This window comes from Paenibacillus sp. OAE614 (assembly GCF_040546645.1).
Lineage (GTDB): Bacteria > Bacillota > Bacilli > Paenibacillales > Paenibacillaceae > Paenibacillus_AQ > Paenibacillus_AQ favisporus.
Genome location: NZ_JBEPOD010000001.1, coordinates 1977904 through 1999828, shown reverse-complemented (window position 1 = coordinate 1999828; position 21925 = coordinate 1977904). Strand labels below are relative to the sequence as shown.

Below are 21925 nucleotides of genomic sequence, written 5' to 3'. Positions count from 1 at the left end.
AAAAAAACGGCCCCCTGAAGGAGCCGTCTTTTTATGCCATTACGGGCGAACGTGATCGTCATCGGTCAAGGAAGCGGTATCGTCGGTCACCAGCCCGAGATCCCTGTTATAGCGCTCGGCATTCAGCGAACGGTTTCGGTTGAACACGTCGTAGATGTCACGGTCGCGTCCTTTGGCATCGACGATGACCAAAATTTTACCCTTATCCACATAAGTTTCGTACTCTTTAGCCTCGTCCTCCGGAATGCCCAGGCCGATCAAGCCGCCGACGAGTCCGCCGGCACCGGCACCTACCGCAGCACCGGCAAGCGTCGCGGCAATCGGGCCTGCCGCAAGAATCGGCCCGATTCCCGGGATGGCCAGTGCGCCGATCCCCGCCAGCAGTCCGGCCACGCCGCCGAGCATACCGCCCGTGGCTGCACCGGCGGCCACGCCTTCCGGCGCCTTCGTACCGGTATCTTCCGTAATCGTCTGCAAATCTTCCCGGTCCCTCGTTACGACGGAAATATCCTCAGGCGGGAATCCGAAATCCTGCAGCTCGGTGATCGCCCGGGACGCTTCCTGCTCACTCTCAAAAACGCCAACAATTTTTTTGCCATGATCCATCATGTTCACCCTCCATTCATTGTTGTTATGCCTTCTATTACCCCTGCCCAGAGGTTTGCAAACAACAATAAACCGAATGTGAGGCCATAAATTTATTGGGGCCTGGTTCTCCTTGTCGGAACAGCCTCGAGCGGGTCGTCCGGCCAGTAATGCTTGGGATAGCGGCCTTTGAGATCCTTTTTGACGTCAAAATACCCCTGCTTCCAAAAGCTGGCCAGGTCCGAAGTCACCTGCACCGGCCGCTGAGCCGGGGACAACAGGTGCAGGGTTAGCGGCACCTTCCCCCTGCCGATGCGCGGCGTTTCATGCCATCCGAACATTTCTTGAAGCTTCACGGCAAGCACCGGCTTGGCCGGGTCGCTATAGTCCACCGGGATTCGCGAACCGCTCGGTACGATGATGTGCGTCGGCGCCTCCTCATCCAGCTGCTTCCGCTGCTCCCACGTCAGGCTCTGTTCCAGGACGGTGGACATATGCAGCCGCTGCAGATCGCTCTTTTTCTTCATCCCGTGCAGGTATGGCTGAAGCCACTCCCGCAGAGTCCCAGAGAGGGTCTCTCCGGAAAAATCCGGCCAGTCGGCATGCATCAGATGCATGAATTGCAGACGCTGCCGAAGCTGTGTTGACGACTTGTTCCACGGCAGGATATCCAGACCCTCGACGGCAATGCCGTCCAGCAGTGCTTCGGCTACGGCCTCTGACGGCGGCGCGGGGTCCGGTGATTCACGGAGGATGACTGCTCCCAGTCTCGTCACCTGCCTTGCTTTAACCCCCTGGATTTGCCGGTCCCAGGCGATCGCTCCTTCCCGGATGATGCCGTCCTGATGAAGAGTGAACAGCTCCTCCTCCGGAAGAGGTGCGGCCAGAAGCACCCGGCCCTCCGCCCCTTTGGCGTCATCCACGCTGGCTGCCACGATATACGGCGCACGGCTCAGCAGCTGAACCTGTCCGATTTCTACCCCCCTGCCCGAAGTCAGCAGAAACCTGCCGTTACCCCGGTTCTGTCCGATCCGGTCGGGATAGGCCAAGGAGAGCAGCGGACCCGCGTATTCCTCGTTGATCGCCGCACCGGCATCCAAATCCATTGAAGCGCGGATACCGCGGATTTCCTGCTCAATACGGCGGATTCGCCCTTCGTCCGCAAGGCCGGACAGCGCCCCCCGGCCGCCGCGCATCCATGCAGCTACGGCTTCGGCCCGCTTCCGGATATCGACGTCCCGGTCCATACTTTGTCCCTGGAACAGATCCCGTTCCTGCAAAAGGGCTGCCAATATGGCCGCCAGCATCCCATGTCCCTGCGCGGCACCCAGCAGCACCATCCGCGACAGACGGGGATGCATCCCGGCTGCGGACATCTTTTTCCCCAGTCCGGTGATCCCGCCTCCGCTATCAAGGGCTCCCAGGCGCTTCAACAGCTCTACCGCCTGCCCATACGCCGCTGCGGGCGGCGGATCAAGCCACTGCAGGCTGAGCGGGTCTTTCACTCCCCAGGCTGCAAGCTCAAGCGCCAGCGGGGCCAGATCGGTCTGCAGAATCTCCGGCGTGCTCCGCTCCGGCAGAAAGTCCTGCTCTTCCCGGCTCCACAGCCGGTAGGCGGTCCCCCGCATCGTACGCCCGGCACGGCCTCTGCGCTGATCTGCCGACGCCTTGGACACCTTGACCGTTGTGAGTCCGGACATGCCGGTCCGCGGAGAAAACATCTGCGTCCGCATCAACCCGGCGTCGACCACGATCGTAACCCCTTTGATCGTCAAACTCGTTTCCGCGATCGAGGTGCTGAGGATGATCTTCCGGCGCCCCTGCCTGTCCGGAGCTACGGCTTCATCCTGCTCCTGCTGCGGGAGCTGGCCGTGCAGCGGACGGATCACACAGCCCGCGGGCAGCCCCCTCTGCTCGAGTTCCCGGCGAACCTGGCCGATCTCCCTTGCGCCGGGAAGGAACACGAGCATGTCCCCGTCATGGGCGGACAAGGCCCTCGTAACGACCGCAGCCACGGCCTGATGAAGCGGGGTTCCCGCCGCCGGCGGGGCATAGACCGTCTCGACTGGATACTGCCTGCCCGCGCAGTGAACGACCGGCGCTCCGCCCAGCAGCGTGGCTACCGGCTCTGCTTCCAGCGTGGCCGACATGATCAGCAGGCGCAGGTCCTCCCGCAGGACCGCCTGGGATTCCAGCGCAAGCGCCAGCCCCAGGTCGCCATGAATGTTGCGCTCATGAAACTCGTCAAAGATGATCATCCCGACGCCGCCAAGCTCCGGATCGCGCTGCAGCATGCGCGTCAATATTCCTTCCGTCACGACTTCGATCCGTGTGGACGCGCTGGTCTTGCTGTCCATCCGGACCCGGTAGCCGACGGTTTGGCCGACCTTCTCGCCCAGCTGCGAGGCCATATAAGCAGCGGCCGACCGGGCCGCAAGCCTGCGCGGCTCCAGCATGACGATTTTTTGGCCGTCCAGCCAGCTTTCATGGAGGAAGGCGAGCGGGGTTTGGGTCGTTTTGCCTGCCCCCGGCTCGGCAATAAGCAGCGCCGACGTGCGACGGTTCAATATTTCTTTCAGCTCCGGCATGACCTGAAGTACCGGCAGCTCCAATTCTGTCATAATTCCACCCGTTTTCTCTTTATGTAAGGTAAGGATCGGGCCCAGACGATCACCCGACTACGCTGTATCCCTCTATTATAAAGCCTGCATGCGCTGGATATCTATTCAGGTTTGCTATAAAATGTATCCATTCGGATTGACCGACCTGACTGATGATTGGGGAAAGGAGACAGCATCATGAACCCAACCAACCCGAAGCTGCGCGGACGGTTTGCCCCGACCCCCTCCGGGGAAATGCATATCGGCAACGCCTGGGCAGCCCTGCTGGCCTGGCTGCAAATCCGCTCCGGGCACGGAAGCTTCATCCTCCGCATGGAAGACATCGACAAGCCCCGGTCCAAGCCGCATTTGGCCCGGCAGATCCTGGACGATCTGCGCTGGCTTGGCATCGACTGGGACGAGGGCCCCGACGTCGGCGGCCCCTATGCTCCCTATACGCAAAGCGAACGGCTCCTGCATTACGAAGACGCCTTGAACAAGCTGCAGAAGCAGGGCGCCTTGTACACCTGCTTCTGCAGCCGGGCCGATCTCCTGTCCGCGGCCAGCGCACCGCACGGCCTCGCCGCGGAAGGGCCGGCCTATCCCGGCACCTGCCGGAATCTCAGCCCGGAAGAAAGGGCAGCCAAGGCCAAGCTGAAGCAGCCGTCCATCCGGTACCGGGTCGGGGAGGAGCCGGTGGCATTCATCGACGGCGTCAGCGGACGGCACAGCTTTGACCCGGCAGCCACCGGCGACTTTATCGTCAAGCGGGCGGACGGCATGTTTTCCTACCAGCTGGCTGTCGTCGTGGACGACGCCATGATGCAGGTCACGCACGTCCTGCGGGGCGCCGACCTGCTGGATTCAACGCCGCGGCAGATCCAGCTCTACCAGGCGCTGGGCTGGGAGATTCCTGCCTTTGCCCACGTTCCCCTGTTTATGGGAACGGACGGTAAACGCCTGGCGAAGCGGCACGGGAACACGAGCCTGGCGGCGCTTCGGGAGCAAGGGGTATCCCCGGCCAAGCTCACTGGCTGGCTGGCCTGGATCGGCGGACTCGTGCCCACGCCGGGCCCGGCCGCTCCCCAGGAGCTGATCGGCCGGTTTGATTTGAGCCTCATTCCAGCCGAGCCGATCATCATTACGGAAGACCTCCTTGCCCGGTTGTACGAATGATAAAGGGTTCCACGATACGGGCGCAACAAAAACGGCAGCTCAAGGGCATTCACCGCTTGAGCTGCCGTTTTATATATACCGAAAAGCTGTTAAACCAACAGCGATTCCGCACCATCAATAATGATCTGCGCTCCCGTAATATGCTTAGACTCGTCCGAAGCCAGGAAGGCCACCAGATCCGCCACGTCTTCCGGCTGACCCGGACCGTCGGCGAGCGGCTGGCTTCCTTCCGGAAACTTGACCGGAATGACGATTTCCTTCAGCTCTTCCGTTTTCTCCGTGCTTTGATCGATGTTGGTCGAGATCGCACCGGGGCAAATGACGTTGACGCGGATTTTGAACTTGGCCAGCTCCAGCGCCGCCATTTTGGCGAAAGCGACCTGCCCGGCCTTGGACGTGCTGTAAGCCGACATGCCGAAGTTGGAGAAGGTGCGGTTGCCGTTAATCGAGCTGGTGATAATGACGCTTCCGCCATTTTTTTTCAGATGCGGAATCGCGTATTTCACCGTCAAAAACGTACCGTTCAGATTGACGCTCAGCGTCTGCTGCCAGTCTTCCAGCTGCATTTCCTCAATCGGGGCCAGCACGCCGTTGATGCCTGCATTTGCGAACACCACATCCACGGAGCCGAACAGCTCGGCGGTTTCCAACACCGCCTTCTCCACGCGGGCCGCATCGGAAGTATCCACGTCAAAAGCGCGGGCCGCTCCTTCGCGGATCGCGTTGATTTCCGCTTCCGTCTTGGAAGTCCGTTCATTAATCAGATCAAATAAGGCCACGTTAGCGCCTTCCTGCGCCAGTTTGATCGCCGCCGCTTTCCCGATGCCGGAGCCTGCGCCGGTAACAATCGCCGTTTTCCCTTCAAATCGCTGTCTGTTGTATTGCTGCTGACTCATCGCTATCTCTCCTTTTTCATCCTCATCAAATATAGTTATCTGTCTCAAGATTACCCATAAAGGAGGTCAGCTTAATCATCGCGCAGCAAACAAATTTTATACCCGCAAAGGGTCAACCAGCAGCAAGCCGTTCATTACGACCATTGCAATTCAAGAAAAGCGGCATCATCCTGAAGCCCTTCGGTGTGGGGCGCATCGAGCAAAATCTGGATCAGCTCGTCCGGCAGCACCTGATGGATCGGATCCAGATCGGCGAGCCCGTCGGTATACAGCTGCAGGCGCATCGGCATGCCGTAATCCAGCCGGGTCTGGTACACATGCGGTTTGCCGCCGACCGGACCGGTTAGCGTGGACCACCGCTCATTGGTCCGAAAGGTGTCATCAAAGTGCTCGCTGACTTCCAGACCGTCCTTCCAAAAGCGCAGCCGCGAGTCTCCCTGCCACGCCATCCACAGTCTCCCCTGCTTCTTTCTGCTTATAGGCAGCTCAATCCGCCCGCAAATATACATGGATTGGCTGCCCATACGCTGCTTGTCCTCCAGCACTTCCCGAAGTAAGGAGGGGACCCCGCCAGGCGGAGCTAACCGCCGAAGCTGCGCCGAAGCCGATTCGGTGATGGACGTCATGAAGTCCGTAAATCCGGCCGAAGACCAGTCCCGCGTATGGTCCAGCCAATCCAGCAGCGTGTTGCCGAGAAAACGGGCGGCAAAATCACCTTGATAGCTCATACTGACGCCGTCACACAGCACAAAGTTGCACACGTCACCATACGTCTGCACACCGACGAAATCCTGTCCGTTCTCTCCCTGCAGCAGCGTCTCCATCGCCCGTCCGTAGGCGTACCTGCACAGTACCCGTCCCGAATGGGAAGCGAGCGGCTGCTCCTGGGCCTGGGAGCTGATAAACGTAAACATGTCACCGGTTGCTGCCGAATTTATTTTCACAGGCGGATCCCTCCTAAGCTCTTACCGGCGTGGCCGCCGACATTTGAAAACCGATGGATACCAGCTCCGCACAACTTCCCGGAAGCATCATCAGCGCCCCCGGGGCAAGCAGATAATCGGCTTCGACCAGCATGTCCCGATAGCTCTCCGGAAGCGGAGATGACATGTTTCTCAGCTTCACCGCATGCTCATCATGAAGGAGGGTATCCGGCAGGATGCCTCTCCAGCGGCGCGGCTGGGCAATCGGCTGATCGAGCATGTGATCAGAAATGAAGATGTTCTCCACAAGCACGTTCCCGTCAGGCACGCTCATGCTCATGATGCGCCTTGCGATCGGCTCGGGATCCTCTCCGGTCGTCACCCCGTCCGTCATGTGGCAGACGAGGGGAGCGGGACAGTCCTGCATGCGCGGCAGCTCGGCCTGCAATATTTTCTCTGCCTGCTGAAAAGCTTTGGCCGAATCCGAAAACCGCTTCGGGGTCAAGTCCGGCAGGGAGCCGACCGCTGCAATTTCGTCGATCCCTTTGATCCCGTTCAGCAGATCGTACACGTCGTCACTGTAAGCCAGGATGGCAATCCGGTACCGGGGCGTCAGCCGGTTCCCTTTCGTGGATCGGTACACCATTTGGCGGATTGCAAGCGACAGTGCTTCGTACACCACGTCGATGCGCCGTTTGCCGTCCATGAGCATATTCATGGATGCGCTGATGTCGATCAGATAGATGATCAGCGCCGGAGTCCGCTGGGAAGCCTGGATCGTATAGTTCATCAGTAAACAACTCCCCTTTGTAGATAATCCTTGGTCATTTTCTATGTCTAAACGTCAGGCAGCGAGTAAGAGCCATTGGACAGAAATTTGTAGATAGCCGACGCCCGGGTTCCCACCTTGCCGACGGACTTGAAATACGCCGCATCCTGTTCATACAGGCTGGCGAAATCCTTAGCGTAGGAGCGCGCTCGTTCAATGTTGCCGCCCCGCTGGGCGTTAAAGGCCTGATTGTAGTAAGCGATCAGCTGGACGACCTGGCCGGAGCGCTTCTGCTTCAGCTGCTGCGCCTTCGCCTCGGCTGCTTTACGGGCCGCTTCCGCTTCCGCCCTCGCCTTCGCTTCCTTCTGCTGTTGAAAAGCAAGATAGGCTTCGTACTGCGCCTGCTTCTGGTACATTTCCTGCAGCTTTTTCCGCTCGGCAGCCTTTTTCTTTGCTTTTTCCTGCTGATGCAAATAGGCGTCATATTTCGCTTGGACCGCGTACTGATCCTGCAGTTTCTTGCGCTCTTCGGCTTTGCGCGCCTCCTCAAGCTTTTTCTGCTCGGCCTCGGCCTGCAGGCGCTGTGCTTCCGCCTGTTTCCGGGCTTCTTCCTGTTTTCGGGCTTCTTCCTCTTTCCGCGCGGCTTCCTGCTTCTGCAGCTCGGCCTGCCGGTCCGCTTCCTCCTGCTTTTGATCCGTTTGCGCTGTATCCGGGACCGCAGGAGCTTTCTCGCCGCCTGGCTTCGTGCCGGCTCCCGCCTCCATGTGCTTCCCTGGCGAATGGTCGGCAACGATTTGGTTGACGGCAAACGCCGTCCCGGCGAGAAGCAGGATGACAACCACCGCCGAAGTCAGCCATTTACGCGACTGGTAAAAAGGGACCTTGGCTTGTTTCCGATCGGGGCCTGGCGGATTCAGCTCGGATTCCAGTCCGCGTATCGCAGCTTCCAGCTCGATCTCCATCGGTGAGCCTTCGCTGACAAAATGGTGGGCGGACTTGTACACCTCCAGAGCACCGCTTAGATTTCCACTCGATTCGAGCTCTCTGGCCTGGTGAAACAGCCTGTTGACGACATCCTGATCACCGGACGCGGCTTCTTCCCCCTTCGTCAGGGCAGCCGCCCGCTCAGCGGCCGCTGCCACGAAACTTCTGGCAGTGGGCACCGCCGGCGGCCGCAAAGCTGGGGAGGAAGCGGAAACCAACGGCTCCGGAGACTCCGCCGGTTGAACCGCATCCTGTTTCTCCGTAACGCTTTCATCCGCGTTTTCGCTGTTCACCGTCATCGTCGACAGCAGCACCAGCCACTCGCCGAACGTCGGGCAGCTGCTCAAATCCTGGCTTTCCCAGGCCCGCGCAAACAGCTCCGCCGTCTTCGCTCCCCAGTTCCGTTCCAGGGAATTTTTCAGAATAAAGTACCGCTCGCACGGATTTTGCAGTTCAGGCTGATCAAAATAACTTTCCCCCCAGGCCTTCTCCACGACTTGGGGATCGCACCAACCCAGCATTTCCGCAATGATGACCGCACCGGCGAACCGGTCGGCATAACCGCTCCACAACCCGCTTTGCACCGTCCGGTGCGCGGCATACCCCGGTGAACCCGCCAGCAGCACATCAGGCCTGTCCAGCTTCGGGCTGTACATCTGCTCAATGTCCACCAGTTCGACCACACTTCGCGGTTCCGGCAATTCCACTTCAGAAAAAAACGGAAGCATGACATTGGGTGCCGACAAATCGCAGTGCGCCAAGCCGCGCTGCTCCATCCCCGATCCGATGGCCGCCAGCCCTTTGGCCAGCGCGAGGCTCTCCCCGCGAAGCAGCCGCCGCTGGTCGGTCATAATATCGAACCAGGTATGCCCGTATATCCAGGGCATGAGCACCGCATACAGCAGGTCCGGATGCTCGGCAATCAGGCTTTCGTTTCTTTCGGGAGTGAGCACGTCTCGTCTGCAGACCTGCAAACCCGGACTTTCGCTGTACATTTCCATCATTTCGGACTGGTACACCATCGCAGGAATACGATACTTCGGAAAAAACACTTTTAGTGCTTTGGCTTCATGAAGCTGCCCGCAGGCAGGAATCAGCTGATAGACGATTCCCTGCCTTCCTGCCTGCGCATAAGCTAACCCGGGAGCGGCAGGATGCTGGCCAACGCGGTACAGCACCCCGTTAATAACCATCTCATCTCCCGCATTCGGTTGAAAAGACATGGACACCCCCCTTTCACTTAAACTTTGTGGACTGCAAGAAAACCGGGAGTAAATACACCCGGTTGATGATTCCTACGATCTCATTCTACTGTAAACGAACCGTAACTTGAATGGCTAAAATTATCTCGTTTCATCGATAGAGCGGAATTTCTGGGCAATGGCCCCAAGCTCATGGCTGATGCTGTTCAGAATCTGGACAAATGACTGCATCTGTCTGCCGGCTTCTTGAAACTCCTGGAAAAACCGCTGCTTCGTCAGGCCTTCCCATTGCCCCTCCATCCCCTGGATCGCTTGGGACAAGCTCGCTACGAGCTGCTGGCTCTGCTCTCCGCTCTGCTTAAATTGATTGGCGACCGCCTCCACCTGTTCCGGTGAAATCAAAATACGTCCTGACATGATGGTCCCTCCTCTTTTATCGGTTTCCTATGCTTTCCTCGGGTATCTTAAACTCTGGCTGCACATCACAAATGCCATTTGGCTTAGCTTGTCGCGGATACCTCCGACAGTATTTTTTGAAATTTTTCCTCTTCGCTGTTAAAAAAGCCTTTGAATTCAATACTGTCGATATCTTCATGATTAAACAAAAATGTATAATTCGGATCAATATATCCTTCCGGATATACGACCCCCAAATAATCATACATCTGATTGTTTTCCTGATGAATCTGCTTACGTCCATAAATCATCAGCTTCTTCTGTGCTCCTCTGAGAAGAACCACAGATCCGAGCGGAAGCAAAGCTTGTGAAGGAGTCCCATTATCCATCGCTTGTCCGTCCTCTCATTTAAGTATGTATTCTTCATGGGTAAGCAGCCGGTAATCACGGCGGTGATAGAATCAGATGCAGATAGAAATAACAGGGTACTTCACGTCTACTGCTGGATCCGGTTTCAGGCAAAACGCATGCCCAGCGATTTCAGCTTGTCCTTCACCTGGTCCGCAAGTATGCTCGCCCCATGGGTAACCGCCTTGACGGAGTCGGACACCAAGTCCATCCCGCCTGAGGCACGCGTTCTCAGCGTTTTACCGGCGATTTCGATGTCGGTTACAGCCGAAATGACGAGACTCGAGGCCAGACCGACAAATGCCCCTACAGCGGTTCCGGCTGCCGGAACGACGGATCCGACCGCAGCCCCGATGGCCGTACTTCCAGCTATCGCACCCAGACCTATACCGTTATTGATCATGAGATGGCCGGGAGCCCTGTCCTCTTCCCCGCTCTCCTGCTGAAGCTCACGCTTTGTTCCGGTTCCCGGAGGGCCTTCATTTCCCGAATGGCCACCCGGTCCTTGTCCCATGGTTCGGATTTTGCCCGCTGCCTTGGGGTCGATGAACCTCCAGGCTGTAGGATTGTTAGCGGCCCGCTCCAGCAAAAACTTGGCACTTCCGGCATGCTCATTTTTGTTTAAACCCAAGCGCGCGTCTTTAGCAGCAGGAAGTACAACTCCAGCCATCAAAGTCACTAACCCAGCCGCCGCTCCGGCGGCAGCCGTCCCGTGGCTGTTCCAACCCGAGTAACTGCCCCCCGCTTCGGCATGGACGGCCTGTACAGCGGATAACGGATTGGAAACCGTCCCGTCTGTCAGCCCATATCCAGGCAGAATCGGTTCTCTCCCGGAGACGGCCGCCGACTGGAACATGAGTGCGGGCCTTGAGTACATCAAGGTATCGTTCAGAATGGAATGATGCTGCTCGTCTGCGGTTTGAAATTCGGATGCCTTGGATTCGATCCATTTGCCGATATCCTTCAGCATGGCATAGATCTGTTCCCCTTGCCGGTGTGCGGACTGCCATTCGTCCATTACGGATTGCGGGAAAGCCGCTTCTCCCCTAAAGTTCCCAAGCGCCTGATTCAAGGCGAGCGTCATTTCCCGAATTTGTTCACTGCCTCTATCTAACTGACGGCTTAAAGACCGGAGTGACTCCGGTTCAACAGAAATACGCACGGACTCTCACCTTCCATTTAATTCTGAGGCTGCTTCAGCCACTGAAGCAGCATTTCCTCAAATTGCTCCCTGCTCGCCGGAATGGCCGTCAGCCAGTCCTGATCCCCTTTGATGCTCATACGTACGAGCCAGTTCATCGTGTCATTGACCATAAACGCCGCATTTTGCGACTCCCAGCCGCTGCCGGTCCAAGTCGACAATTGCAGCTCACCTTCACCCGTGCGGTATTTCATGCATTTGGCAAGCGCGATAGAACCTTCCACATCGTTTGTTGCCTTTACCAGCTGGTCGCCGAGCTCTTCGAACGGAATTTCCGAGGTATGGCTGAAGAGATGGGCAAACTTCTTTTTAGAGAGAAGCAAAGCCGGCGCCTCCATCGGCGCGAAGTTTTTCAAGTCCATTTCCTCCACCAGCGTGCGGCAGGCCTCCTCGACGGTCCCGAGCTCATCCAGTTTGTACTGGCAGTCCTCTGCGGATTTGCATACTTGAACGACACGCTCGTTGGTCACATGAAGATAGCCTTCGAACGTTTCATCGTTTTGAACATATTTTAGCCAGCAGGACCGCTGCGCCAAGCCGGCAATCGCCACTCTGGAAAAGATTTTGGGCGGCATAGACAATTCTATGCCGTTCTCTTCCTCAATGAGGTAACCCTTTTCCAGCAAAGAGGCTTTCACAATATCCCATTCTTCCGAGATCTCTTCGGCCAGATATCCTTGAAATGGGTCTTCCACGCCGAGAAGCCGGTCCGAACCGAGAATCCCGGCAAGAAAAAAGAATTCTTTATTATCAAGTGTAATGGTGTCCTGTCTGGAAGCATGAATCGTCAACATTATGAGCCACCTCCCCTCAAACGACAACATGCCATCGGTCGCGAATTTCGGCAACCCAGCGATGGCTGTTCCAATAGTCATCAAACGGAATTGCGGCCTTAACCCTGAAATATTTCCGTTTAATATAGTACCCCTGTCCCGGCGGAAGGATTTTCAAGCTCCCCTGGGTATGACTCGCTTCCGAAAACGGAATACGAAAGAACGATAAATCGTTAGGGTCTAAAGTCCCGAACAAAAATCCGCTTTGGCAGGATTTAATATCGTTAAACCAGTCTGCGCCGAACGTCGGTAAATCAGCTGGCACGCCTGAAACGATCACATGCACATTTCGGTCGCGGCCCTGGCGGACGATCGCCGTCAACTGCTCTTTCACTGTAAAATCCTGGAGCTGTTTCGCCAACAGGTCCGCATCATCGATCACAAGCACGGCAGCTGGCGCTTCCTGGCCTGGACTCCGGGCTTGGACCTGTTCATACAACCGCTGAATCAGCGGTCCAAGCTCTTCCTCGCGGCTGGCGCTAGCCTGAATATGCGGAAGTTCCGCCAATTGGCTCAGCCCGCGGTTCCCATAACGCGTATCGATGGTATACATCTGTAGCATTTCCGGCGGATAGCGGTGTGCGAGAGACAGCATCCAGCTCAGCAGGAAGGAGGTTTTTCCTCCTTCCATTGGACTTGCTACGATAAAATGCGGACCTTCCTGCAAGTCGACCCCGAAAGGGTCCAGGTCATCGGTTGCCAGCCCGAGCGGCACCTTAAGGCTGCCGCCGTTCAATATATCCCGGTCGTAACCGGCTGCCGGCGGGAGCAGCTCCCTGAGCGTGACACGGTCAGGCAGCTTCCCGATCTCCGGAGCCTGCTGATCGGGGTACAGGGAGCGGATCAGCTGGATCCGGTTTCGGAGCGCTTCCGTACGCTGCACCTCATCTTTTCCAATGGCCGGTAAAGCCGCCTGAAATTCCAGCGGCGGCTGGTACCCCTTCACCAAACCTCTTCCCGGCGGCAAACTGCCCGGTATCCGTCCCGGTCTGCCGACAGCATAATAATAATCGGCGGAGTCGGCCAGCTCGAAGGTCAATGCGTTCGTCAGACTGCTCCGCACTTTCTCGAATATATCAGAAATCCGGTTGGCCGTAACGACAAATGTCATGCCTAGAGCCGCTCCTTCACGGAGGAGAAACTCCAGCGTTTCGTTTTCCTCAGGGTAGATGTTGCGGAAGTTCAAATAGCCGTCAATGACGATGACCAGTTGAGGCAGCAAACCAGGACGGAACGGTCTGTAAGCGGCTGCCGTCTTTACGCCTGCTTCGGCGAACAATTCTTTCCTGTGGGCTGCCGTCTTCATCAGAAACCGGAAGAGCCTCTTGATCCGGTCCTCCTCTTCGGCCGTCATGACCGCCCCGATGTGGGGAAGCCCCGCAAAATCGCGCATGACCCGGCCCATGTCCACAACGTAACCGTTCCAATCCGCCGGCGAGTACAATCTTGCCAGCGACATCAGAAGGGACTGGACAAAGGTCGATTTGCCGAGACCCGGCATCCCGTACACTGCCCAATGTCCTTGCTGCATCGGGATGGTCAGAAGCCTCTGGCTTTGGTTCGGTAGATCGTCCATCAGGCCGGCTATGCCGGCGATGTCATCCATTTTGTCCGCATCCGTCCCTTGTATGACGGCATCCAGCTCCAAATGCTCCGGAAGCGGCGGAAGCCACGGGCCCTGCAGGCGGATAATTCCCTCTTCTTCCGCAGTCCGGGCGAGCTGATCTATAAATACCTGCAGCTGTCGCTTCGGCTGCTGCATCAGCATTTCGGCCGCGTTCATGCCTCCGGACAACAGGCATTCACGCTTGCCATTAAGCCCGACTTCGCTTACCGCCCGTTTCTCATGGGAGGCCTCAGGGTCCAAATAAGGCGCCCCGCTCCATGCAAACTGCATTTCCTCGAACACTTCGTCACTGCCAACCTGAAGGTAGCCCCTGCCCGGTTTGGTGATCCAGGCGGCATTTGGAATTTTCAGCATATCCCGGCTGTCACTTTCATCCTGAACGCGGAGGCAGATGCGGAACCTCGCATTGCTCCATATTTTCTCGTCAACGACTCCCGCCGGCTTCTGGGTGGCCAGAATCAGGTGAACGCCCAGCGTGCGGCCGATTGCCGCTATGCTGATCAATTCATCCATAAACTCGGGCTGGTCCCGCTTCAGCTCGGCAAATTCATCTATAATAATGACCAGATGCGGAAGGGGTTGTCCCTGCCGCTGTCTAAGCAGCTTATAATATTCATCGATATGCTGCAGATTGCCCGATTCGTTAAGTATTTTCTGGCGTCTGACCAGCTCGGCCTTCAGCGAGACCTTGGCTCTTTCGATCAGGCTGCTGTTCAAATTCGTGATCGTTCCGACAACGTGCGGAAGATGATTAAACGTGTTGGACATGCCGCCGCCCTTATAATCGATCAGCATGAATGCAAGGTCATGCGGGTGGTATTCCGCAGCCAGGGAAGCGACGATCGATTGAATCACTTCGCTTTTGCCGGATCCCGTCGTGCCTGCAATCAGGCCGTGAGGGCCGTGACCGTTCCGTTCGATCTTATCGTGAATGTTGAGCATGACTTTTTTGCCCCCGGCCCGGACGCCGATCGGAACGGGAAAGCTCTCCGGATAACGGTTGTGCCTCCACCTGCTGCGTACATCCCACGCCCGGATGTCTTCCAGGCCAAGCATGTCGAACAAGGACAGCAGGGATGGAATCTCCGAAGCCGACGAACGCTTAAGCCGGATCGGGGCCATATAGCGGGCGAGCGCGTCCGCCTTTTCCAGCGTAATCGTATCGGCTTCAAAGCTTTGCAATTCAAAAGAACCGTCTTCCCGTTTCAGCGAATACTGGCCGCTCCCCTGGGACATATCAACGATCAGCTGGCACTGCATCGGCAGCTTCTCCTTGCGGTCCGATATAATGATCGTGCAGGCATCGACGTCGGCAGCGTCCTCCAGCAGCAGTGGCAGGAGCGGTTCTTCTTCGATCAGCCCGCTCCCCGCCAGAACGACAACGTAGGCCGGCAGCTGGGCTGCGGTCTTCCGGCCGGAAAAAGCACGGGACGTCTTGCGCCTTACCAGCCGCTGAAACAATTCATCTGCCAGCTGGTGGGCGCTACTGCGGCGGTCCGCCATATAACGCGATGATCTGTCCTCATCCCAGACATGGGGCAGCCATCTCATCCAATCCCAATCGAAGGCATCCTTCTCCTCATAAAACGCCGCCAGCTTCACCTCATCCGGCGAATGCCGTACGGCCAGCTGGACGGCGACCACCCGAAGCGCGTTCATGACGGACTCGCGATCGCCGACGATCCCGACGACTTTAGCCTGAAACAGCGGCAATACGATAGAGGATCCCGGCACAGTCTGAAACTCTTCTTCGAGCGACTGCGCCGCTTCGAGGAGCGGATCCTTGACGTAGCCTTCGGGCTTCGGCGCCTTTACCTTTGTATGAAACGGCAGGCTGCCGGTACCAATCCGCGTATGCAGAAAGTCGTCGTCTTCCGGTGAACGTTCCCACAAGGAACTGTTCCGGTTTTTTACGATATGAAAGCAGACATCGGGGTCTCCATGGATATCGTACAGCACGTCCACTTGTTCCTTCTGCCCTGCGGCAAGCTCCATCCTGAGCTTGTCCAGTTCCGCATAATACATGCTGATGCGTTCGTTCAGCTGTTCTTTATATTTCCTTTTGTTTCCCAGATAAGCGATGAAAGGGATCGTATATGATGTAAGCATCATGACAACAGAAACCATTTGAAACATGACGTACGTGTTGTTCGCTATATTCCCTGTAAGGTTCATGTAGATAAACAAACCGATACTGAAGATGGTCATCACTGCCGGGAGGATGATCGAAACCAAAGAAAATGATGGTTTACTCGGCTCGCCCGGCGGCCTCAGGATGTCCAGCCGCTGTTCCTTGATCGTCGGTTTGATTCTGGGCGAACGTTGATATAACACATTCATAATGCGTCAACCCCTCTTTTGGCATCCAAAATCCTTCAGGTTACCCATGCAATAAGTACTAGTGTTCAGGAATCCAAAAAAAACAAATTTTTAAGTTTCCATTACCCGATTCCATTCATATTGAAACAAATTTCTTCTGCCAAAGCTCGGCGCCTCTTCCGTCGTGGTCGAAAAGGCCCGCTGTATTCGGACCATACAGCCTTCCCTAAGTCCTGCTTCAGCTACGTCCTGGGCATCCTTTACCGGGAACCAGAGCCCCTCGGGAAATTTGCCTTCTAATATATATTGCGAGCCTTCAGGCGGAGCCTCCCCATAGATTCGAACGCCCAGCATGTCCTTTAGGTGGGCCGCCGGGCAGTCATCCGGCACTTCGACATCAAACCAGTCTCTTTCCTGGCCGCTGATTATCACGGTTAGAATCAAAGGTGTCCACTCCTTCTTGCCATAGTAGAAATAGCTTATTTATTGTAATTGAAGTAACATTCAGCAGACCCAAGCGAAAATATGAAAACTTTGTAACCTTATGATAATGTAACATCAGTGCATAATCCTGTCAATTTGTGACATTTTAACTAGTTTAATTCTCGGCCTTCTAGAGTTTTATAGTCCCAATGCACTATTTTTAGATGGATTCATCTGTATGTAACTGATTTTATATCCATTTTTAAGGAGATACTGGTCCTATTTTATCACTCCGAAAATAATACCTGATACCCAGTTTCACAGGCAGATTCAAGAAAGGCAAGTTCCCTCTTAAAAGATTTATAGACTTAGGCGTATTTTTAGGGCCGCAGATTTTGAAAAGACACAAAAAATCGGAAGCCTCTAATTATGTTCACTTCCGAAAAATTGTGTGCAATTTAACTATTTATAAGTTTTCTTTAAGGTTTTTTTAATATTTGGCAGGTAGAATACAGGTATGGAATAACACGAATGAGGTGATTTCTATGAGAATACTAATTAACTTCCAAAACAAAGTAGTACCCGTATATTTTACAACCGACTGCAAACAACCTGCTTCGAAAATATTGAAGCTGCTGAGCGGCACCTTGGAAAATAAAATTCAAAACGGAAAAAGAGCACTTCAGAAATGCTTGAATTCGCTGATCAGCATTGAAATTGAAGGTTCCGAAGCCATCCTTCACAGCAAGAGCGAAAACGACACCCTCGCACTGTCCCTCTATTAAGAGGGATGGTGTTTTTTTATATTAAGGCTGGGACTTCACCTGCTGATGGGACTCCACAAAAGCAACCGCCTCGTAGATCATGGCTGCCGCCTCGGCACGGGTTATCGTTGTCTTCGGATGGATGTTTCCCTCGGGATCCAAAGCCGCAACCTTATACACCAGAGCCCGCTCGATCGTCCCCTGATAAGCTCCGGTAATGCTCGCCTCGTCTTTGATTTGAATGTATATTTTCGGCAAAGGATATGCTCCGGTGCGCTCGATGCCCTGAACCAGATAGTGAATAAACTCTTCACGGGTCAGCGTCCGGCCGGGTTCAATGCTAGCCGGGATATCCAGTTCATTATAATGGGCGACGATAAAAGGCTGAGCGTACCAGGCGTCATTGGCGACGCGGGTGAACACGTCTTTTGCCTCCGGCTTCTTAATAAATGCGATGCCATCCAGATTCAGCTTCAGCGACTTGACGATCATCGTCACGCCTTGCGACGCGGTCAGACCGGCTTGCGGCCGGAATTCGTCACCAGTCATCCCCTGTACCAATCCACGGGCATGAAGGCTCTCAATTTTTTCTTTCTCCTGGACTCCGGTTAAATCTTTAAAGGAATCGTCCGCGTAGATTTGCGACGGTGAAGCGGCCAGGCCGATCAGCGCCGCGATCACAACGGCTCCCTGCAGCAATTTGTTCACGATGCATCCACTCCATGCGTAATATTTTCCAATCTGATCTGTTTGACGGCTTGGTGGATAGAAAGGTTGCACAGACGGGTAAAAGGGCACAAAATAACCCCACAACGTGGGGCTCCTTCATTAAAGCTATTTCGGCATTTTCGGGGGACCTTGCTAAAGGATAAAGTTCGATATCGTAAACCAGTATTCCGTGAAGGCTCCCCTGATCGTCATGAACTAGTGTCTGCCCATATGGAAACCGGTTGCTCTTTCTGCTTTCTGGATGCGGATTTTGAACAGCTGCACTAGATTGGCGCGCGTATGTTCTTCTTGGCAGGAGTCCAATTTTTTTAAAATAAAGCGGTCAATGGACATGCCCATCCTCTCCTTGTCATTGAATTTTCCTTATAAATCCAGGAAGTTTCTTCCTGTTTTGAATATATACCCAGCCGTTTCCGCATTTAATCAGCGCCTAGCGGCGCAGGTGATGCTCGGCTTCCCTCATCAGCAGCATCATTAGAACATTTATGACAAAAGACGCCACAATCAGCACGAGCCCGAGAATGAGCGCCGCAGCTGGCAGCAGGGCAGCGATGAGCAGGACGACGAACATCGCGGGCACGAGCAGCAAATACCACCGCCAGCGCTGGAGAGCCATGCTTTGAAACTGATACAGACCTCTCCTTCCAGCCAGAGCGCCGATTCCCTGACAAATATGAAACACCATGTACAAATTCAGAAGGAGGATGACCAGGCCCAGCGGAATTCCGATCGCTGAGGAAGCCCGGGGCAAGACCGACAAAACAAGGGCAAGAGCGGACACACCAAGCAGGACAGCCGCCGTGTTCCCGGCTTTGCGAAAATGCTCGGAGCGCCGGTTCAGCTTGGCCAGCCCCACATAGAACAGCAGATAGCCGATCACGTCGGGTAAAATGTCAAAACCGTTGATTTGGAAATCAAACATAAACAAAAATCCCCAAAACAGATGATAAAAGCCCATCCTTCCCCCACCTCCCTATTCCTTACTATTATAATATTGGAATGACTAGTCCCATTATGACCAGGAAAGAAAGCGCTTTTACAATAAAAATATTTTCGTCATCATTCGACATCTGTTTCTGCCCAAAAAAAATATTTTTTTGACTTTTTAAACATTTTATTTTACTATATTTATCATAGTTAGTGACTATTTTATACTTAAAGGAGTTTACACCATGTCTACTGTACTTTTTATCAAAGCAAACAACCGTCCCATTGACCAGGCGATCAGCGTGAAGCTGTATCATGCTTTCAAGGATTCCTACACGGCAGCTCATCCGGAGGACGAAATTGTGGAGCTGGACCTGTTCGCCGAGCAGCCGCGCTATTACGACCATACGACGATTACCGGCCTGTATAAAACCGCTAACGGCATCGAAACGACACCTGAGGAACGTGAAGCGGCAGCGATCGCCGACCGCTACCTCGATCAGTTCCTGGCCGCCGACAAAATCGTCTTCGGCTTCCCGCTGTGGAACATGACCGTTCCGGCCGTGCTTCATTCGTACCTGGACTACCTGAACCGTGCAGGCAAAACCTTTAAATATACACCGGAGGGCCCTGTCGGTCTTGCTGGCGATAAGAAGGTCGCTATCCTCAATGCGAGAGGCGGCATCTATTCCGAAGGCCCTGCCGCTGCCAGCGAAATGGCCGTCAACTTCGTTTCGCGCAGCATGGGTCTGTTCGGGATCAAAGATGTAACGACCATTATCGTTGAAGGCCATAACCAGCTTCCGGATCAGGCTGCCGCATTGGTTGAAGCCGGTGTAGCCAAAGCTGCCGAAGCCGCCAAGAACTTCTAATCCTGTTATCTGCTTATAAAATGATTTGCACGGAAGCTGGACAACGATCTCCAGCCCAAAAAACCACGATGGATACCATCGTGGTTTTTGTTGCTTTATTCATCCATCAGCTGTTTCGTCCAATAGGATGAGGATTTGCGCGGGGCCCCACTTTTGGATCCCCGCCCCTTCGGATCAGCCTTGCGCCTGCTTCGTGCTTCTTTTACCGCTTGAAACTTCAGCTCCCGCTGCGTCTTATGGTAATTGGACAGCCGCCGCTCCTCCAGTACGCCTGCTTCCACTGCTTCCCGGACGGCGCATCCCGCCTCGCCTTCATGCTTGCAGTCCGCAAAGCGGCACCGGCCGCCGATCTCCTCGATGTCGGAAAACGCTTGGGCTAGGCCTCCTTCGTCTTCGAACAGCCGCAGTTCCCGCATGCCGGGCGTATCGGCCATGATGCCCCCTTGGGGCAGCAGGAACAGCTGGCGGTGCGTCGTCGTATGGCGCCCGCGGCTGTCATCTTCGCGGATCCCTTGAGTCTTCTGCACGCCGGCCTCGGACAACCAGTTGACGATGGTCGATTTGCCGCAGCCGGATGAGCCGGTCAGCGCCACGGTGATCCCTTCTCCCAGGTAAGCGGAGACGATGTCGCGTCCCATATCTTCCAGCGCGCTGATAGCGTGAACCGGCACCCCCGGAGCCGCCCCTTCCATCTCAGCGACCTTTAGCTCCGCGTCCGGGCATAGATCGGCCTTGCTGAGCAGTATAACCGGAGTCACGCCGCTGTTCCAGGCCATGATCAAATACCTTTCCATGCGCCTGACGTTAAAATCGTCATTGAGTGAGCTGACCAGGAACAGCGTATCGACGTTCGAGGCGATGATCTGCTCATTAACGGTGGCGACTCCTGCGGCCTGCCGGGAGATACAGGTTTTACGTTCCAAGACGCCGTGAATGATCACCCGCTCCTCCTGCTCCAGCACCTGAACTTCCACCCAGTCGCCCACAGCCGGCAGCTCGCTCCGGTCCTGATGCTCATGCTTCAGCCTGCCCGATATTTCTCCCCATACTTCCCCGGCTGAGGTCCAGACCCGGTACATTTGACCGAAGTCGCTGACGATGCGGCCGGGAACGTGCTGTTTGCGATCTCGCTGCAGCCATTTCTGCTGCCAATCCGTATTCCATCCATAATGCTCTAAATTCAAGTAAAAATCCCTCCAATTAGTGAATGAATGACAAAAAGCCCCCGAAGCTTAGGCTCCGGGGGCATGACTTCTGAATCAATCAGAGAGCATTTCCCTTTTATGCGCAAACCGAAACGTCCGGAGAAGACACACCAAAGCTGTGATGCCATACCGAAACGTTACCGAACGCAAAAAAGCCGCGGCAACCCATGTAGGTCTCCGCGGCTTATTCGGCAAACATGAAACCATGCCTGCTGATGAAATGCCGTATGATCAGACGTGAGTCCTCAAATCCGATCGATTATCCAGCCGTCAAAGGAGACCATATATAAAATGTTAAAGGGGTCAAGTTCCATACAATGCTCTTCATCATTTTATATCGTCTCCTTTCCTGTCATTTGCTGCCATCATATACGGAATGCTTGTTTCATGTCAAGCCTTAATTTCCAGACGGGCTCAAACCTGCTCCCACTTCGTCCATTGGTCCCGGGGGTTCATTTCATAAATGTCGTTATCCCGAGACATGTACCGATGAATGATAAACTCGCGACGGATCGTTGCGTAATCATCATGAAACTGCTGTATAAACGCGTTGATTTCTTTCTCAGTGTAACGGCGCCCCGGCTCAAGCTTCTCCACCAGATGCTGCATGGCGATCAATTTCTTCTTGTACTGGGCTGGAATTTGCGCCAGCCTCCCATCCGCCGTAAAAAAGTTCCTCAACACCGCCGCCTTCATGGCCTCGTTCACCGGATCGGAGATTCCCTTCTGCATTTCGTCTGCTTTACTCATATACATTTCAGCTCCCTTCATTGCTCATTCGATGTCGGCCGGACCTCCTTTGATAAATCCCGTGAAAGGTTGGGTAAAATATACCGAGCGCTTTCCGGAAAGAACAGGGCTGCAAATAATCTCCTGCCATCAAGCCGGATAGCCCGCCGAAATACCGAAATAATAATTTTAATAATCATCTAATTTGATATGTATCTAATATTATGTCGATCAAACGAATTTGTCAACGGCACATGTAAAAATCACCGTATATGCAGCATGTTCACCTAAAAAGGTCAGCAAGCGAGCCGCCATGTGCGGATCTCTATTGGCTGTCCATGGTGGTTTTTACCGGAA

General features: G+C 55.0%; 20 protein-coding genes. 3 read left to right on the top strand and 17 right to left on the bottom strand.

Annotation, left to right across the window (positions count from 1 at the left end; genetic code table 11):
• Nucleotides 1-39 precede the first annotated feature (39 nt).
• Together ABIE48_RS09570 and hrpB are read right to left on the bottom strand one after the other, a co-directional pair.
• Nucleotides 40-606 carry a general stress protein gene (locus ABIE48_RS09570; RefSeq protein WP_145021723.1) on the bottom strand — a complete coding sequence of 189 codons (567 nt, stop codon included), beginning with the start codon at nucleotides 604-606 and terminating at the stop codon, nucleotides 40-42.
• 92 nt (nucleotides 607-698) lie between these two features.
• A complete protein-coding gene (gene hrpB, locus ABIE48_RS09565; RefSeq protein WP_192714701.1) occupies nucleotides 699-3206 on the bottom strand; it encodes an ATP-dependent helicase HrpB in 2508 nt (835 codons plus the stop codon).
• Nucleotides 3207-3383: 177 nt separating this feature from the next.
• Between hrpB and gluQRS the strand changes: the two genes are divergently transcribed.
• On the top strand, nucleotides 3384-4361 hold the full coding sequence (gene gluQRS / locus ABIE48_RS09560; protein ID WP_192714702.1) for a tRNA glutamyl-Q(34) synthetase GluQRS: 978 nt from the start codon (nucleotides 3384-3386) through the stop codon (nucleotides 4359-4361).
• Between the two features lie 89 nt (nucleotides 4362-4450).
• On the opposite strand, the gene ABIE48_RS09555 is transcribed toward gluQRS, so the two are convergent.
• The 10 genes from ABIE48_RS09555 to ABIE48_RS09510 form a co-directional block, all read right to left on the bottom strand.
• Nucleotides 4451-5257, bottom strand: a complete 807-nt coding sequence (locus ABIE48_RS09555; protein ID WP_076167858.1) for an SDR family oxidoreductase — start codon at nucleotides 5255-5257, stop codon at nucleotides 4451-4453.
• Nucleotides 5258-5391: 134 nt separating this feature from the next.
• Nucleotides 5392-6201, bottom strand: a complete 810-nt coding sequence (locus ABIE48_RS09550) for a hypothetical protein (protein WP_240913011.1) — start codon at nucleotides 6199-6201, stop codon at nucleotides 5392-5394.
• Between the two features lie 13 nt (nucleotides 6202-6214).
• The gene (locus ABIE48_RS09545) at nucleotides 6215-6970 is read right to left on the bottom strand and encodes a vWA domain-containing protein (RefSeq protein WP_076167860.1); all 756 of its coding nucleotides are present in this window, start codon (nucleotides 6968-6970) and stop codon (nucleotides 6215-6217) included.
• 47 nt (nucleotides 6971-7017) lie between these two features.
• Nucleotides 7018-9156, bottom strand: coding sequence for a protein kinase family protein (locus tag ABIE48_RS09540; protein ID WP_192714703.1), 2139 nt, complete (start codon nucleotides 9154-9156; stop codon nucleotides 7018-7020).
• Between the two features lie 120 nt (nucleotides 9157-9276).
• Entirely contained in the window at nucleotides 9277-9552 is a 276-nt protein-coding gene (locus tag ABIE48_RS09535) for a WXG100 family type VII secretion target (protein WP_076167864.1), read from the bottom strand.
• Nucleotides 9553-9635: 83 nt separating this feature from the next.
• The gene (locus ABIE48_RS09530; RefSeq protein WP_076167866.1) at nucleotides 9636-9920 is read right to left on the bottom strand and encodes a DUF4176 domain-containing protein; all 285 of its coding nucleotides are present in this window, start codon (nucleotides 9918-9920) and stop codon (nucleotides 9636-9638) included.
• 125 nt (nucleotides 9921-10045) lie between these two features.
• Nucleotides 10046-11101, bottom strand: a complete 1056-nt coding sequence (locus tag ABIE48_RS09525) for a WXG100 family type VII secretion target (protein WP_186325901.1) — start codon at nucleotides 11099-11101, stop codon at nucleotides 10046-10048.
• Between the two features lie 17 nt (nucleotides 11102-11118).
• Complete coding sequence (locus ABIE48_RS09520) at nucleotides 11119-11934, bottom strand: hypothetical protein (RefSeq protein ID WP_145021738.1); 816 nt, start codon at nucleotides 11932-11934, stop codon at nucleotides 11119-11121.
• A 16-nt stretch (nucleotides 11935-11950) separates the two neighbouring features.
• Entirely contained in the window at nucleotides 11951-15940 is a 3990-nt protein-coding gene (gene essC / locus ABIE48_RS09515) for a type VII secretion protein EssC (protein WP_192714704.1), read from the bottom strand.
• 90 nt (nucleotides 15941-16030) lie between these two features.
• Nucleotides 16031-16363, bottom strand: coding sequence for a hypothetical protein (locus ABIE48_RS09510; protein WP_145021744.1), 333 nt, complete (start codon nucleotides 16361-16363; stop codon nucleotides 16031-16033).
• Between the two features lie 524 nt (nucleotides 16364-16887).
• Here ABIE48_RS09510 and ABIE48_RS09505 point away from each other — a divergent pair.
• The gene (locus ABIE48_RS09505) at nucleotides 16888-17127 is read left to right on the top strand and encodes a hypothetical protein (RefSeq protein ID WP_105443571.1); all 240 of its coding nucleotides are present in this window, start codon (nucleotides 16888-16890) and stop codon (nucleotides 17125-17127) included.
• A 21-nt stretch (nucleotides 17128-17148) separates the two neighbouring features.
• Here ABIE48_RS09505 and ABIE48_RS09500 read toward each other — a convergent pair whose 3' ends face one another.
• The 3 genes from ABIE48_RS09500 to ABIE48_RS09490 form a co-directional block, all read right to left on the bottom strand.
• Nucleotides 17149-17814, bottom strand: a complete 666-nt coding sequence (locus tag ABIE48_RS09500; RefSeq protein ID WP_251674645.1) for an S-layer homology domain-containing protein — start codon at nucleotides 17812-17814, stop codon at nucleotides 17149-17151.
• Between the two features lie 216 nt (nucleotides 17815-18030).
• Nucleotides 18031-18168 carry a hypothetical protein gene (locus tag ABIE48_RS09495; RefSeq protein WP_163872756.1) on the bottom strand — a complete coding sequence of 46 codons (138 nt, stop codon included), beginning with the start codon at nucleotides 18166-18168 and terminating at the stop codon, nucleotides 18031-18033.
• 97 nt (nucleotides 18169-18265) lie between these two features.
• A complete protein-coding gene (locus ABIE48_RS09490) occupies nucleotides 18266-18793 on the bottom strand; it encodes a hypothetical protein (protein WP_354518749.1) in 528 nt (175 codons plus the stop codon).
• A gap of 214 nt (nucleotides 18794-19007) precedes the next feature.
• On the opposite strand from ABIE48_RS09490, the gene ABIE48_RS09485 reads away from it, so the two are divergent.
• Nucleotides 19008-19634 carry an FMN-dependent NADH-azoreductase gene (locus tag ABIE48_RS09485; protein ID WP_145021750.1) on the top strand — a complete coding sequence of 209 codons (627 nt, stop codon included), beginning with the start codon at nucleotides 19008-19010 and terminating at the stop codon, nucleotides 19632-19634.
• A gap of 95 nt (nucleotides 19635-19729) precedes the next feature.
• On the opposite strand, the gene rsgA is transcribed toward ABIE48_RS09485, so the two are convergent.
• Together rsgA and ABIE48_RS09475 are read right to left on the bottom strand one after the other, a co-directional pair.
• Nucleotides 19730-20818 (bottom strand): ribosome small subunit-dependent GTPase A, encoded by a 1089-nt coding sequence (gene rsgA / locus ABIE48_RS09480; RefSeq protein ID WP_260869264.1) that lies wholly within the window; start codon nucleotides 20816-20818, stop codon nucleotides 19730-19732.
• Nucleotides 20819-21253: 435 nt separating this feature from the next.
• Entirely contained in the window at nucleotides 21254-21589 is a 336-nt protein-coding gene (locus tag ABIE48_RS09475; protein WP_354518747.1) for a DUF2087 domain-containing protein, read from the bottom strand.
• Nucleotides 21590-21925: the final 336 nt, after the last annotated feature.